Raw genomic sequence first — 15,950 nt, 5'->3', positions numbered from 1 at the left:
GGATGGATTGATGGCGAACGACGAAAAGCTCTTCGAGTACCTCAAGCGGGTGACCGCTGAGCTGCGGGAGACCCGGGACCGGCTGCGCGTCGCGGAGTCCGCGGACGTGGAGCCGGTGGCGATCGTGGGGATGAGCTGTCGTTTTCCTGGAGGGGTGTCGTCGCCGGACGAGCTGTGGGACGTCGTGGCCGGCGGGGTGGACGCCGTCGGCGAGTTCCCGAAGGACCGGGGCTGGGATCTCGACTCGCTGTTCGCCGCGGGCGGCGGATCTGGTACGTCCTATGTGGACAAGGGTGGGTTCCTGCTCGACGCGGCTGAGTTCGACGCGGGGTTCTTCGGGGTGTCGCCCCGTGAGGCGTTGGCGATGGACCCGCAGCAGCGGTTGCTGCTGGAGACCTCGTGGGAGCTGTTCGAACGGGCGGGTATCGACCCGGAGTCGGTTCGGGGCAGCCGGACTGGGGTGTTCGTCGGCTCCAGCTTCCACGGCTACGCGGGTGACCTCGTCTCCGTGCCGGAAGACGTCGAGGGCTACCTGGTCACCGGTCGGGCGGGCAGCGTGGTCTCGGGCCGTATCGCCTACACACTGGGACTTGAAGGACCAGCTGTCACGGTGGACACCGCGTGCTCGTCGTCGCTGGTGGCGCTGCATCTCGCCGCGCGGTCGCTGCGCGCGGGCGAGTCGTCGCTGGCCATCGCGGGCGGCGTGATGGTGATGGCGACGCCTGAGGTGTTCGCCGAGCTCAGCAGACAGCAGGGGCTGTCGCGGGACGGCCGGTGCAAGGCGTTCGCCGCGTCCGCCGACGGTGCCGGAATGGCCGAGGGCGTCGGTCTGCTGTTGGTGGAGCGGTTGTCCGACGCGGTGCGCAACGGGCACAAGGTGCTGGCCGTGGTCCGAGGTTCCGCGGTGAACCAGGATGGCGCGTCCAACGGGCTGACGGCGCCGAACGGTCCCGCGCAGCAGCGGGTGATCCGGGCGGCGCTCGACGATGCCGACCTCGCGGCGGGCCAAGTCGACGTCGTCGAGGCGCACGGCACCGGCACGAAGCTGGGCGACCCGATCGAGGCCGACGCGCTGCTGGCCACCTACGGCCAGGGCCGCCCGGTGGACCGGCCGGTGCTGCTCGGCTCGCTGAAGTCCAACCTCGGGCACACCCAGGCCGCGGCGGGGATCGCCGGAGTGATCAAGATGGTGCTGGCGATGCGGCACGGCATCGTGCCCGCGACGCTGCACGTGGACGAGCCGACCCCGCACGTGGACTGGACGTCCGGCGCGGTCGAGCTGGTGACCCAGAACGTCGGCTGGCCCGAGACCGGACAGCCCCGCCGTGCGGCGGTGTCCTCGTTCGGTGTCAGCGGCACCAACGCCCACGTGATCCTCGAACAACCGCCGGTCGCCGACGAGTCCATTGTGGATGATACGCGGCCGCCAGTGCTCGGCGCTGCCGTCTTCCCGTGCGTGGTCTCCAGTCGGTCCGAGAAGGGACTGCACCGCCAAGCCGCCCGGCTGCACGAGTTCACCACCGGTCAGTCCACAGTGGACGTCGTGGGCGCCGGCTGGTCGTCGGTCTCAACCAGGGCGGGGCTGGAACACCGCGCGATGGTCGTGGCCGGGGACCAGGACGAGTTGCCGGCTGGGCTCGACGCGGTCGCCACGGCCCGCCCGGCGGCTGGTGTGGTGACGGGTGCCGTCTCGACCGAGCCGGGTGGCGTGGTGTTCGTGTTCCCCGGTCATGGCGCGCAGTGGGCCGGGATGGCGGCCGAACTGCTTTCCTCGCCGGTGTTCGCCGAGTCGATCGCGGAGTGCGCGGGCGCGTTGGCGCCGCATGTCGACTGGGACCTGGTGGAGGTGCTGCGGGACGCGGACGCGCTGGAGCACGTCGACGTGCTGCAGCCCGCGCTCTGGGCGGTCATGGTGTCCTTGGCGCGGGTGTGGCGTGCGCTCGGGGTCACGCCTGCGGCGGTCGTCGGCCACTCCCAGGGCGAGGTCGCGGCTGCCTGTGTCGCCGGTGCGCTCAGCATCGCCGACGGGGCGCGCGTGGTGGCGTTGCGCAGCAAGGTGATCGCCGAAGAGCTGACGGGGATCGGTGGCATGGTCACCGTCGTCGCGGACGCGGACCGGGTCAGCGAGCTGCTCGGCGAGGACGTGTGGATCGCGGCGCGCAACGGCCCTGACTCGACCGTCGTCGGCGGTACCGAGGCCGCGCTTGACCGGCTTGTCGCCGATGCCAAGCGCGCTGGGATCTGGACCTGGTTCCTCGACGCGGACTACCCATCGCACACCCCCATGATCGACCCGATCGGCCCCCGGCTGGGCGAACTCCTGGCATCGGTGACTCCGGGCGCCGGCGAGGTCCCGATCTACTCGACCGTCACCGGCGGCCCGATCGACGGTACCGGCTTGGACGCCGACCACTGGCTGCGCAACCTGAGCGAGGTCGTCCGGTTCGAGGAGGCCACACAGGCCCTGCTCGACACTGGCCACACCACCTTCCTCGAAGTCAGTCCGCAACCGGTGCTGACCGCGGCGGTCGAGCGAATCATCGACCGTCACGCGCCCGCGACGGCGCCCGCCTGCACGGTCGCGGGCACGCTGCGTCGCGACGACGGTGGCCCACGGCGCCTGCTGACCTCGCTGGCCGAACTGTGGGTCCGGGGTGTGACGCCTGACTGGACCGCGGTGTTCGGCACCGGTGTGTCTACTGTGGATCTTCCGACCGCCGTGTTCGACCGCAAGCGGTACTGGCTGCACGGCGACGGCGCGGCGGGAGACGTCGGCGCGGCCGGTTTGTCGGTGCTCGGCCACCCTCTGCTGACCGCGGGCGTCGCGCTGGCCGACCGCGACGGATTCGTGTTCACCGGCAGGCTCTCCAGCCGGACCCACGCCTGGCTCGCCGACCACGCGATCACGGGCCGCGCGCTGCTGCCGGGCGCCGCGCTCGTCGAGTTGGCGCGGCGGGCGGGCGAGCATGCCGGATGCGACCGGCTGGATGAGGTCGTGCTGCAGACACCGCTGTTCCTGCCGTCGGACTCGGCGCTCGACCTGCAGTTGCGGGTCGACGCGCCGGACGAGCACGGTGCCCGGCAGATACGGGTGTTCTCGGCGCCCCCATCGGTGGACGCCGAACAGGACTGGGTCTGCCACGCATCCGCCGTCGCCGCCCCGGCCGTCGCCATCCCGCCGTCCGGTTTGGACGGTGAATGGCCGCCCTCGGACGCGTCACCCCTTGACGTGACCGGAATGTACGACCTGCTTTCCGACGCGGGGTACTACTACGGCCCGGCGTTCCGCGGTGTGCGCGCGGTGTGGCGTCGGGGCGATGAGGTGTTCGCCGAGGTCGAGCTGCCTGATGTGGTGAGTGCCGACGCCGAGCGGTTCGGCGTGCACCCGGTGCTGCTGGACTCCGCGCTCCAGGCCCGGCTGCTGGTCGCGATGGACGACCCGGAGCCCGCGCAGATGCTGCCGTTCTCCTTCAGCGGTGTCGGTCACCACGCCACCGGTGCGACGGCCGCGAGGGTGCGGATCGCCCCGGCCGGCAACGATGCGTTGACCGTGACGATGACGGACGCCACCGGCCGGCCGATCCTCGGCATCGACACCGTCCACTCGCGACTGTTCGAGCCGGGTGCCGAGGCTGCGCCGGACTCGCTGTTCGAGGTGACCTGGCGCCGGTTCCCCGTCCACGCCGAGGAGCCGGCCGCGACCGCGTTCGTGGCCACCGAGGCGGACGTCGCGGAGCTGCGGAAGGCGATCAGCGCGGGCTCGCCACCACCGAAGATGGTTTTCCTGCGGGTCGAGCCGGGCACGGGCGAAATGCCCGCCGCGACCCGTGCGACGACCGCTGCAGTCCTCGACGTGCTGCGTGCCTGGCTGGCCGCCGACGAACTCGTCGACACGCGACTGGTCGTGCTGACCAGGATGGGCGCGGCGGTGGCCGTCGGCGACGTGGTCGACCTCGACGCGGCTGCGGTGCGTGGTCTGGTGCGCTCGGCCGTCACCGAGCACCCGGACCGGATCATGCAGATCGACGTCGACGGTGTTCCCAGCCAGGACACCGCCAAGGTCGCCGCCGCCGCGCTGGCGTTCGGCGAACCGGAAGTGGCGGTGCGGGCCGGTGTGGCGTCGGTGCCCCGGCTGGGCCGGATCACCCCGAGTTGGCCCGCCGTGCCGGAGACCGGCGCGTGGTCGCTCGACCTGGACACCGGTGGCTCGCTGGAGGATCTGCGGTTAGTGCCGTGTCCCGCGGTCGAGGTGCCGTTGGAATCTGGCGAGGTTCGGGTCGGAGTGCGGGCGACCGGGGTGAACTTCCGGGACGTGCTCGTCGCTCTCGGTGTGGTGCCGAGCAGCGGGGCCGAGTTCGGGTGCGAAGGCGCCGGTGTGGTGCTGGAGGTCGGGCCGGAGGTCGTGGACCTGGCCGTCGGTGACCGGGTGATGGGAATGCTGGCCAGGTCCTACGCGGGGCCCGTGGCCGTGGCCGATCGCCGGAAGCTGGCCAGGATTCCCGCGGACTGGTCGTTCGCGGACGCGGCCACGGTGCCCGCGGTGTTCCTGACCGCGTACTACGCGCTTGTCGATGTGGCAGAGGTTCAAGCGGGACAGTCGCTGTTGGTGCACGCCGCCGCGGGCGGTGTGGGGATGGCCGCGGTGCAACTGGCCCGGCATCTCGGTGCCGAGGTGTACGCCACCGCCAGCGAGCCCAAGTGGTCTGCCGTGCGGGGCCTTGGTGTGCCGGACGAGCGGATCGCCTCATCGCGGACACTCGAGTTCGGCGCGCGGTTCGCCGGCGTGGACGTGGTGCTGAACTGCCTGACCGGTGAGTTCGTCGATGTGTCACTGGACCTGCTCGGTTCCGGTGGCAGGTTCGTGGAACTGGGCAAGACGGACATCCGCGACGCCGACGAGGTCGCCGCGCGGCGACCGGGCGTGTGGTACCAGGCGATCGACCTCAATGATGCCGGTCCGGACCGGATCCAGCAGATGATGGTCGAGCTGCTGCCGTTGTTCGAAGCGGGTGTGCTCAGCCCGCTGCCGGTGACGGCGTGGGACGTCCGGCAGGCGCCGGAAGCGTTCCGGTACATGAGCCAGGCCAAGCACACGGGCAAGGTCGTGCTGACCGCGCCGTTGTCCATTGTGGACGGAACGGTACTGGTGACCGGCGGGACCGGTGCTGTTGGTTCCGCGGTCGCCCGGCACCTGGTGCGGTCCCGCGGTGTACGGCGCCTGGTACTGGCCAGCCGTCTGGGCGTTGCTGCGCCTAGTGCTGCCGAGCTTGCCGACGAGTTGGGCGCCGCCGTCCGCGTCGTCTCCTGCGATGTCGCCGATCGTGCCGCGCTCAAGGACCTCCTGGCCGAGATCCCGGACCTCACCGGTGTGGTGCACGCGGCGGGTGTGCTGGACGACGGTGTGGTATCCGAACTGTCGGCCGAGCGCCTTGACACGGTGTTCCGGCCCAAGGTGGACGCGGCGTGGCACCTGCACGAGCTGACGAGGAATCGCGATCTGGGGCTGTTCGCGGTGTTCTCGTCCGCCGCGGCGGTGTTCGGTGCTGCCGGGCAGGGCAACTACGTGGCGGCGAACGCGTTCCTCGACGCCCTCGCGCATGTCCGTCGTGGCCAAGGCCTGGCCGGTCACTCGCTGGCATGGGGCTTGTGGGGTGAGCGCAGTGCGCTGACGGGCGGTCTCGGACAGTCCGATGTGGACCGTATGGCGCGCAGCGGTATTCGCCCGCTCGACACCGATCACGCCCTCGCCCTGTTCGACACCGCCGTGCGGACCCCGCTCGTCAGCCTTGTCCCGGCTCACCTGGACATGGCACAGGCACGTGCCTCGAACCCGTCACCGTTGTTGCGGGGTTCGGTGCGTACCCCGGTCCGGCGCGCGCGTGTCGCAGTCGAGTCCGGTGAGCTGGCCACCCGCCTCGCCGCGTTGCCCGTCGCGGAAGGTGACCGCGTGCTGATCGAGATGATCCGCGCCGAGGCCGCGATCCTGCTGGGGCACGCCGTCGAGGACGTCACCGCCGACCGGCCGTTCAAGGACCTGGGTTTCGACTCCCTGACCTCCGTCGAACTGCGCAACCGGCTGGGCGCTACCACCGGCCTGCGGTTGCCCGCGACCCTGGTGTTCGACCACCCGTCACCCGCCGTGCTGGCCTGGCACCTGCGCGGCCTGCTCGCACCCGATTCGGCGGAACGCCCGGCGCCCGCACCAGTCCAGACCTCGGTCCGGGCAGGGGCCCCGGCGGATGACGCCATCGCGATCGTGGCGATGAGCTGCCGTTTCCCCGGCGGCGTCGACTCCCCGGCCGACCTGTGGCGGTTGCTGCTCGACGAGCGGGACGCGATGTCCGGGTTCCCCACCGACCGCGGCTGGGACCTGGCGGCGTTGTTCGACCCGGACAAGGACAAGGAAGGCACGTCGCACACGCGCGTCGGCGGCTTCCTGACCGGTGCAACCGACTTCGACGCCGACTTCTTCGGCATCTCGCCGCGTGAGGCGCTGGCGATGGACCCGCAGCAGCGGCTGTTGCTCGAGACCGCCTGGGAGGCGTTCGAGAGCGCGGGCATCGACCCGGGAACCTTGCGCGGCACCGCGACCGGCGTGTTCGTCGGCGGCGCACCGTCCGGCTACGGCGTCACCAGGTTCGCCTCCGGCGACGGCCTCGACGGGCACCTGCTGACCGGCAACGCCAGCAGCATCGCGTCCGGCAGGCTCGCATACACGTTCGGGCTGGAAGGCCCCGCCGTCACCATTGACACGGCCTGCTCTTCGTCGCTCGTCGCCCTGCACTTGGCGGCGCAGTCGCTGCGTTCAGGGGAGAGCACGCTGGCCATCGCGGGCGGCGTCACTGTCATGCCTGACCCAGGATTGTTCGTCTCGTTCAGCCGTCAGCACGGCTTGGCGGAGGACGGCCGCTGCAAGGCGTTCTCGGACAGCGCGAACGGAACCGGCTTCGCCGAAGGCGTCGGCCTAGTGCTGGTGGAACGGCTGTCCGACGCCGTGCGCAACGGGCACCGGGTGCTGGCGCTGGTCCGGGGCTCCTCGGTGAACCAGGACGGCGCGTCGAACGGGTTGATCGCGCCGAATGGTCCCGCCCAGCAGCGGGTGATCCGCACCGCACTGAGCGACGCCGGTCTGGCGGCTGCCGACGTGGACGTGGTGGAGGCGCACGGCACCGGTACGGCGCTGGGCGACCCGATCGAGGCGCAGGCCATCCTGGCGACGTACGGCCAGGACCGGGACCGCCCAGTGCTGCTCGGCTCGGTGAAGTCCAACCTCGGCCACACCCAGTCGGCGGCAGGCATCGCCGGGCTGTTCAAGATGGTGCTCGCGATGCGGCACGGCGTCGTGCCCGCCACCCTGCACGTCGACCGGCCGACCACACAGGTCGACTGGACGGCCGGGGCGGTCGACCTGGTCACCGCTTCCGTGCCGTGGCCGGATTCCACGACCCGCCGGGCCGCCGTGTCGTCGTTCGGCATCAGCGGCACCAACGCCCACGTGATCCTCGAACAGGCACCCGAAGGCTCAACGGACACCGCTCCCGACGGGGATCCGGAGCACGGGGTGCTGCCCTGGGTGTTGTCGGCACGGAACCCGGCCGCATTGCGTGCACAGGCAGAGCGGCTCAGCGAGTTCGCCGCGTCGGACGTTCCGGTGTCCGGTGCCGCGTGGGAGCTGGCATCGGCCAGGGCCGCGCTGGCACACCGGGCGGTGGTGCTCGCGTCGGACCGCGCAGGCTTCCGCGGCGGGCTGGCCACACTCGCGTCAGGCTCAGCCGGCTCCGAAGTACTGACCGGTGTCGTGTCGGAGAACCGCCGCATCGCGTTCTCGTTCGCCGGCCAGGGCAGTCAGCGGGCCGGTATGGGTCGTGCCCTCATGGCGCTGCCCGCGTACCGGGACGCCTTCGACGAGGTGTGCGCCGAGTTCGCCCGGACCGGGGCGGCGGTGCGCGAAGCCGTGCTCGGTGACGACGTGCCCGCGGACACGCTGCTCACCCAGGCGGGCCTGTTCGCCTTCGAGGTGGCGTTGTTCCGGCTGATGGTCGGCAGCGGGATCGTGCCCGACTACCTGATCGGCCACTCGGTCGGTGAGTTCGCGGCGGCCCATGTGGCCGGCGTGCTGTCGCTGGCCGACGCGGTCCGCGTCGTCGCCGCCCGGGGCCGGCTGATGCGGGAACTGCCCGAGGGCGGCGTGATGGCCGCGATCCAGGCGGGTCCGGACGAGACCGCCGAGTGGGTGGCCCGCGACCCCGAGAATGTCGCGATCGCCGCGATCAACTCGCCGACGTCCGTCGTGGTCTCCGGCGCACGCGACGCCGTGCAGCGGGTACTGGACCTCGCCGCGGAGGCAGGCCACCGGAACAAGTTCCTGTCCGTCGCCCACGCCTTCCACTCGCCGCTCGTCGAACCGATGCTGGACCGGTTCGCCGAAGTCCTGGCCGACGTGACCTGGCACGCCCCGCGTATCCCGATCGTGTCGACGGTGACCGGGCAGCCGGTCGAGGACGTCGGCGCGGACTACTGGATCCGGCACGCCAGGGACACCGTCCGGTTCGCCGACGGGCTTACGTGGCTGACCGGGCACGGCGTCACCGACATCGTCGAGATCGGCCCGGACGCCACCCTCACCACACTCGCCGCCGACCGGCTCGACGCGGTGGCCACCACGCGTCCCGGCGACGACGAGATCACCACCGTCACGCGTGCTCTCGCGCACCTGTACGTCCGTGGTTCGGCGGTCACCTGGCCGACGTTGCGTCCCGCTCCGAGGGTCGACCTGCCCACCTACGCCTTCCAGCGTGAGCGCTACTGGCCCACCCGGTCGGTCCTGGCCAGCACCGACGCGGCCGTGTCCGCGGTCGGGCTCGCCGCGACCGGGCACCCGCTGCTTGGGGCGAGCGTCGCCCTGGCCGACGGCGGCGGCACGATGTTCAGCGGCAAGATCGCCATCGTCGAGCAGCCCTGGCTAGCCGACCACATCATCCTCGGCACGGTCGTCCTGCCCGGTGCGGCCATGGTGGAGTTCGTGCTCCTGGCGGGCGAGGCGGTGGGCTGTTCCGTCGTCGAAGAGCTGACGATGCACACGCCCCTGGTCCTGTCCGCGGACGAGCCGGTCTTGGTCCAGGTCGTCGTCGGCGCCGAAGACGAGGATGGCCGCCGTCCTGTGTCTGTCCACACGCGACACCCAGACGCGCCACAGTGGACAAGCCAGGCGTCGGGCGTGCTCACCGGAGCCACCCCGCCGCCGCCCGCCGAATTCGTGCAGTGGCCGCCGCCCGGTGCGACCCCGGTGGACGTCGACAGCTTCTACGACCAGCTCGCGGCCACCGGAACGACCTATGGGCCCGTGTTCCAGGGCCTGTCAGCGGCGTGGCGCCGGGACACCGAGCTTTTCGCCGAGGTCGTGCTCCGCGACCAAGCCGGGGATCACGACCGGTTCGGCCTGCACCCGGCTGTGCTCGACGCGGCGTTGCAGGGCGTGGGCATGCTGCTCGGCAGCGACGTCCGTAACGGCCTGCCCTTCTCGTGGGCCGGGGTGCGGCTGCACTCGGTCGGAGCCACCACGTTGCGCGTACGCCTGGCTCCCGCAGGCCCCGCCGCCGTCAGCCTCACCGCGACCGACGAGCACGGCTCCCCGGTCATCACCGCCGACAGCGTGGCGCTGCGGCCCGCTGACCCCGACCACCTGCGAGCCGACCAGCGCGGCGCCCTGTTCTCGGTGGCCTGGACGGACTTCGTCGTTCCGGCCGATGCGCAGGCGGTGACGTGCGCCGAGTACCGGCCGGACGAGCCCGCAGACGGTCCAGTGCCGGACGTGTCTATCGCCAGGTGCCCACGGTTCGATGGTGTCGGCCCCGAAGCGGCCCGAGCAGCCACGCACTGGGCGCTGGACGTGCTGCGGTCGTGGACTGCCGACACCCGTTACAGCGCAGGCAGGCTGGCTGTGGTCACCGTCGACGCGGGCACCGACCCGGCAGGCGCTGCTGTACAGGGCCTGGTGCGTGCGGCACGGGCGGAGTACCCGGACCGGATCACGCTCATCGACGTGGACACCGAGCACGAACTGTCGGTGCTGGGCAACCTGGTGAGTGCGGCCGTGGCGCGGGACGAACCAGAGCTGGCGGTCAGCGGCGATGTCCTGCGCGTGCCCCGGCTGACGCGCGTGACCACACCTGAATCCCTTGCCACGCCGTGGGATCCGGATGGCACGGTGCTGATCACCGGCGGCACGGGTGCACTCGGTGCGGTGGTTGCCCGGCACTTGGCCGAACGCCACGGTGTACAGCACCTGCTGCTGGTGAGCAGGCAGGGCGAGGCGGCCTCTGGCGTGACCGAACTGGTCGCCGACCTCGCGGCGTCCGGATGCGCGGTCACCGTCGCGGCGTGCGATGTCGCCGACCGGGACAGCCTGGCAGGCCTGCTGAACAGCATGCCCGAGGACCGTCCCCTGCGCGGGATCGTGCACGCCGCAGGCGTTGTCGACGACGGCGTCGTGTCCGTCCTGACAGATGAGAGGGTCGACACCGTCCTGCGTCCCAAGGTCGACGCCGCCTGGCACCTGCACGAGCTGACCGCCGTGCTCGACCTGACGGTCTTCGTGCTGTTCTCCTCCGCCGCTGGCGTGCTCGGCGCCGCGGGCCAGGCGAGCTACGCGGCGGCGAACTCGTTCCTCGACGGACTCGCGCGTCACCGCGCAGGCCTTGGGTTGCCCGCACGGTCGCTGGCCTGGGGCATGTGGGAACCGCGCGGCGCCATTTCCGCCGGCATGACCGACCAGGACCTGGCCCGTCTGGCCCGTAGTGGGCTGTCGGCGCTGTCCGCTGCGGACGGAGTCGCGCTGCTCGACACCGCGATGGCGGTCGACGAACCGGTGCTGGTGCCGCTGCGAGTCGCCGCGGTGGCTGCCACCGTGCCCGCGGTCCTGCGGGACGTGGTCCGCGCCACGTCCCGCCCGGCGGCCCGGAGGTCGATGCCGGACTTGCGGGATCGGCTGCGTGCGATGGCGGCGCCCGAGCGGGACAAGGAGTTGCTCGACCTCGTCCGGCGGCACGTGGGCGCGGTGCTGGGGCACTCGTCGCCCGTCGACGTCGACCGGGCGTTCACCGATCTCGGCTTCGACTCGCTGACCGCCTTGGAACTGCGCGACCATCTGACCACGGCGACGGGGGTACGGCTGCCCGCGACGCTCGTGTTCGACCACCCCACCCCGCTGGCGTTGGTCGAGCGGCTGCGTTCGGAGCTGGTCGATGAGGACGAGACGCCTGTCGCCCCGGTCCGAACGGCCCCTGTGGACGAGCCGGTCGCGATCATCGGCATGAGCTGTCGCTTCCCTGGCGGGGTGCACTCGCCGGCGGACCTGTGGCGGTTGGTGCTGGCCGGGCAGGACGCGATCACCCCGTTCCCCGCCGACCGCGGCTGGGACGAGCCAGGCGGCACCTACGTGCGTACCGGTGGGTTCCTGCACGACGCGGCCGAGTTCGACGCCGGGTTCTTCGGGATCTCGCCGCGTGAGGCGCTGGCGATGGACCCGCAGCAGCGGTTGCTGCTGGAGACCAGCTGGGAGGCGTTCGAGCACGCGGGCATCGACCCGACCACCGCCAGGGGCAGCCGCGTCGGCGTGTTCGCCGGCCTGATGCACCACGACTACGCGAGCAGGCTGCGTGCCGTGCCCGACGAGGTGGCCGGCTTCCTCAGCAACGGCAACACCGCGAGCATCGCCACCGGCCGTGTGGCCTATGCCATGGGGTTCGAGGGCCCTGCGGTCACTGTGGACACTGCGTGTTCGTCCTCGTTGGTGGCGCTTCACATGGCGGCGCAGGCGCTGCGCAAGGGCGAGTGCTCGCTCGCGTTGGCGGGCGGTGTCACCGTGATGTCGACGCCTGCTGTGTTCGACGAGTTCGACAAGCAGGGCGGCATGGCCGGAGACGGCCGCTGCAAGCCGTTCGCCGCAGCGGCGGACGGTACGACGTGGGGCGAGGGCGTCGGCCTGTTGCTGGTCGAGCGGATGTCCGATGCCATCCGCAACGGACATCAGGTGCTGGCGGTCGTGCGGGGCAGCGCGCTGAACCAGGATGGTGCGTCGAATGGCTTGACGGCGCCAAATGGCCCGTCGCAGCAACGGGTGATCCGGCAGGCGTTGAACGACGCCGGGGTGTCGGCGGCCGAGGTGGATGTCGTCGAGGCGCACGGCACCGGCACGACTCTCGGTGACCCGATCGAGGCGCAGGCGTTGCTCGCTACTTACGGCCAGGATCGTTCGACCTCGCTCTTGCTGGGGTCCGTGAAGTCGAACTTCGGGCACACGCAAGCGGCGGCGGGCGCTGCCGGTGTGATCAAGATGGTCATGGCGATGCGGCATGGTGTTGTGCCGCAGACGTTAAATGTGGACGAACCGACTCCGCACGTGGACTGGACTGCGGGCGCGGTCGAACTGGCGACGGACAGCGTGCCGTGGCCGGAGACCGGCCGGGCGCGCCGGGCGGCGGTGTCGTCGTTCGGGATCAGTGGCACCAACGCTCATGTCATCCTTGAGCAGGCTCCAGCCGTGGAGTCCACTGTAGACATAGCATCGGTGGCCGGGCCTCTGCCGTGGATGCTGTCCGCCCGTTCCGAGTCCGGGTTGCGCGGCCAGGCCGTGCGCATGCGGCCGGTAGCCGGCGGCGATGCGGAGCTGACCGGCATCGGCTGGTCGTTGGCGTCGTCGCGCGCCGCGCTTGAGCGCCGGGCCGTCGTGATCTCGGACGACAGAGACGGTTTCCTGAATGGGCTTGACGTTCTTGCCGCGGGTGAACAGGCCGACAACGTCATCTCCGGCGCCGTCACAGCGGGCCGCTCACTGGCGATGTCGTTCTCCGGTCAGGGAAGCCAGCGCTCGGGGATGGGCAGCGACCTGATGCGCCACCCGGTGTTCCGGGATGCTTTCGCCGAAGCATGCGCTGCCTTCGACGGCAAGCTGGACCGGCCGCTGCGGGACGTCATGCTCTCTGCTCCCGGCTCGGCGGACGCGGATCTCCTGCACAGCACGGCGTTCACGCAGGCCGGCCTGTTCGCCTTCGAGGTGGCGATGTTCCGCCTGCTCACCTCCTGCGGACCTCAGCCCGGTTTCCTGATCGGGCATTCGGTGGGAGAACTGGCCGCCGCCCACGTGTCCGGTGTGTTGTCCCTCGCCGACGCCGCGACAGTGGTCGCCGCGCGGGGCCGCCTGATGGGGGACCTGCCTCCCGGTGGGGCGATGGCGTCGATCCAGGCCACGCAGGCGGAGGCGACCGACTGGATCGCCGGCACACCAGGGCGGGTATCGATCGCCGCCGTCAACGGACCGGCCTCGGTCGTGGTGTCCGGCGACGCGGACGCCGTGCAGCGGATCACTGGCCTGGCGAGGGAGGCCGGGCGGCGGACGAAGGCGCTGAAGGTTTCGCACGCGTTCCACTCCCCGCTGATCGAGCCCATGCTGGCCGGGTTCGCGGCGGTGCTGGATCAGGTGACCTGGCACGCCCCGCGGATCCCGATCGTCTCCACCCTCACCGGTGGCGTGATCCACGCCGAGATCGTCGGCAGCACCGACTACTGGATCCGGCACGTCCGCGACACCGTGCGGTTCGCCGACGGCCTCACCTGGCTGACCGACCACGGGGTCACCGACATCGTGGAGATCGGTCCCGACATGACCTTGACGACCCTCGCCGCCGACCACCTTGCCCAGGCCGTCACCCAGGTCGAGCCGGCTGCGGTGGCCACCTCACGGTCCGGCGAGGACGAGGCCGTGACCTTCCTCCGGGCGCTGGCGCACCTGCACGTTCGTGGCGAGGTGATCGAGTGGCCGGTGCCGTGGCAGGACAACCGGGTCGATCTGCCCACGTACGCGTTCCAGCGGGAGCGCTACTGGCTGACCGATCCCGAGGACAACACACAGGAGGACACTGTGGACACTGCCGTGGCGGACGACCCGTTCTGGGCGGCCGTCGACAGCGCAGACCCCGGCACTCTGGCCGAGACACTGGGCGCCACCGGGGAGGAGGACCGGGCCTCGGTGCTGGCCGTGCTGCCGATGCTGGCGGACTGGCGCCGGCACGGTCGCACGATGGCCGCCATGCGCGACCTGTACTACCGGGTGGAATGGCGCCCGGTGGTCAGGCCGGACGGTGTCCCGGCAGGCCGGTGGCTGGTGGTCACCGATGACGTGCCGATCGATCCGCCCGCGGTCTCCGCATGCCTGGATGCGTTGGCACGCAACGGGATCACGGTGGTCCGGATCGCCGAGGCCGATCCTGTGGCCACGGCGGAACGGGTACAGGCCACCCTTCCGGAGGCACGCGGTGTGCTGTCCCTGCTCGCGCTGTCGGGCAAGCCGTCCCTCGCGGCCACCGACGCGCTGGTGCGGGTGACTGCCGGAACCCGGCTGTGGTGCGTCACCCAGGGCGCGGTCACGGCGTCCGCAGGCGACGTTCCGGACCCCGAACAGGCACAGGTGTGGGGCTACGGCCGGGTCGCCGCGCTGGAGCACCCGGACCAGTGGGGCGGCTTGATCGACCTGCCCGGTGATGTCGACGAGCGTGTCGGCGACCTGCTTTGCGCACTGCTCGCCAACGACGCCGAGGACCAGCTGGCGATCCGTCCGTCCGGTGTCCTCGCGCGGCGGCTGACCCGGACTCGTCTGCCGGCGGCGGAATCGCGGTGGTCCACGCGAGGCGCGGCGCTGGTGATCGGCGGGACCGGCGCGCTCGGCGCACACATCGCGCGGTGGCTGGCCGAACGGGGTGCCGAGCACCTGGTGCTGACCAGCAGGCGCGGCTCGGCGGCCCCGGAAGCGGCCGCCATCGAGGCCGAGCTGAACGATCTCGGTGCCAAGGTGACCGTCGCCGCGTGCGATGTCGCCGACCGGGACGCCGTGACCGCGCTCGTGGCCGACCTGAACGCGGCGGGGATCGACGTCCGAACTGTGGTGCACGCGGCGGGAATCGCACAGACCACACCGATCGTGGACACCACGCCGGACGAGGTCACCGCCATCCTCTCGGGTAAGGCGGGTGGCGCGGACACACTGGACGCGTTGTTCCCCGACGTGGACGCGTTCGTGCTGCTGTCCTCCAACGCGGGTGTCTGGGGCGGCGCGGGCCAGGGTGCCTACGCCGCCGCCAACGCCCACCTCGACGCACTGGCCCAGCGCCGCCGGGCACGGGGCCTGGCCGCGACGTCGATCGCCTGGGGCTCCTGGGCCGGTGACGGCATGGCCGCCCGCGACGGCGCCGAGGAACATCTGCGCAGGCGCGGCGTCCGCCCGCTCGCACCGGACACCGCCCTCGCCGCGCTCGCCGAGGTGCTAGCACACGACGAGACCTTCCTGGCCATCGCCGACGTCGACTGGTCGCGGTTCGGCAAGTCGTTCACGGCGCTGCGGCCGAGTCACCTGCTCGACGAGATCCCCGGTGCGCGGCAAGAGGAAGAACCGGCGCAGCCGGTGGACCAACGGCTGGTCGGGCTGCCCGACGGCGAGCGGCGCCAGGTGCTGGCCGAGCTCGTCCGCACCCACGCGGCCGCGGTCCTCGGCTACTCCGGACCCGGCGCGGTCGAGCCGGGCAAGCCGTTCCGGGACCTGGGCTTCGACTCGCTCGCCGCGGTCGAGTTCCGGACCCGGCTCACCGGCGCGACGGGACTGCGGCTGCCGGCCACAGCAGTCTTCGACTACCCGACACCCAGGGAGCTGGCCGACCACCTGGCCGCGGAGCTCGGCGCGGACGACACCGACGTGCTCGCCGAGATCGACCGGCTGGAGAGTCGGCTCGCGGCGGTCATGGCCGGTATGGACGCGCCATCGGGAGTCGCGGCCCGGCTGACCGCACTCGCGGCCCGATGGGGTGGTGACGGGACCGCCGCGCGCCTGGACGGCGCCTCGCGGGACGAGGTCTTCGACTTCATCGACAACGAACTCGGCATCTGAGGGACATGGGAACGGA

1 protein-coding gene is annotated in these 15,950 nt (G+C 71.5%); it reads left to right on the top strand.

Annotation, left to right across the window (positions count from 1 at the left end):
* Positions 1-10 precede the first annotated feature (10 nt).
* Positions 11-15,934 (top strand): type I polyketide synthase, encoded by a 15,924-nt coding sequence (locus JOF56_RS47065; protein ID WP_209646000.1) that lies wholly within the window; start codon positions 11-13, stop codon positions 15,932-15,934.
* The last annotated feature ends 16 nt before the right edge of the window (positions 15,935-15,950 follow it).

Origin of the sequence: Kibdelosporangium banguiense (genome assembly GCF_017876405.1) — a bacterium.
Taxonomy (GTDB): Bacteria; Actinomycetota; Actinomycetes; order Mycobacteriales; family Pseudonocardiaceae; genus Kibdelosporangium; species Kibdelosporangium banguiense.
This window is presented reverse-complemented; position numbering and strand designations above follow the sequence as displayed.

Coding starts and splice junctions, on each gene's coding strand:
- JOF56_RS47065 (WP_209646000.1), top strand. CDS start 11: ATGGCGAACGACGAAAAGCTCTTCGAGTACCTCAAGCGGGTGACCGCT.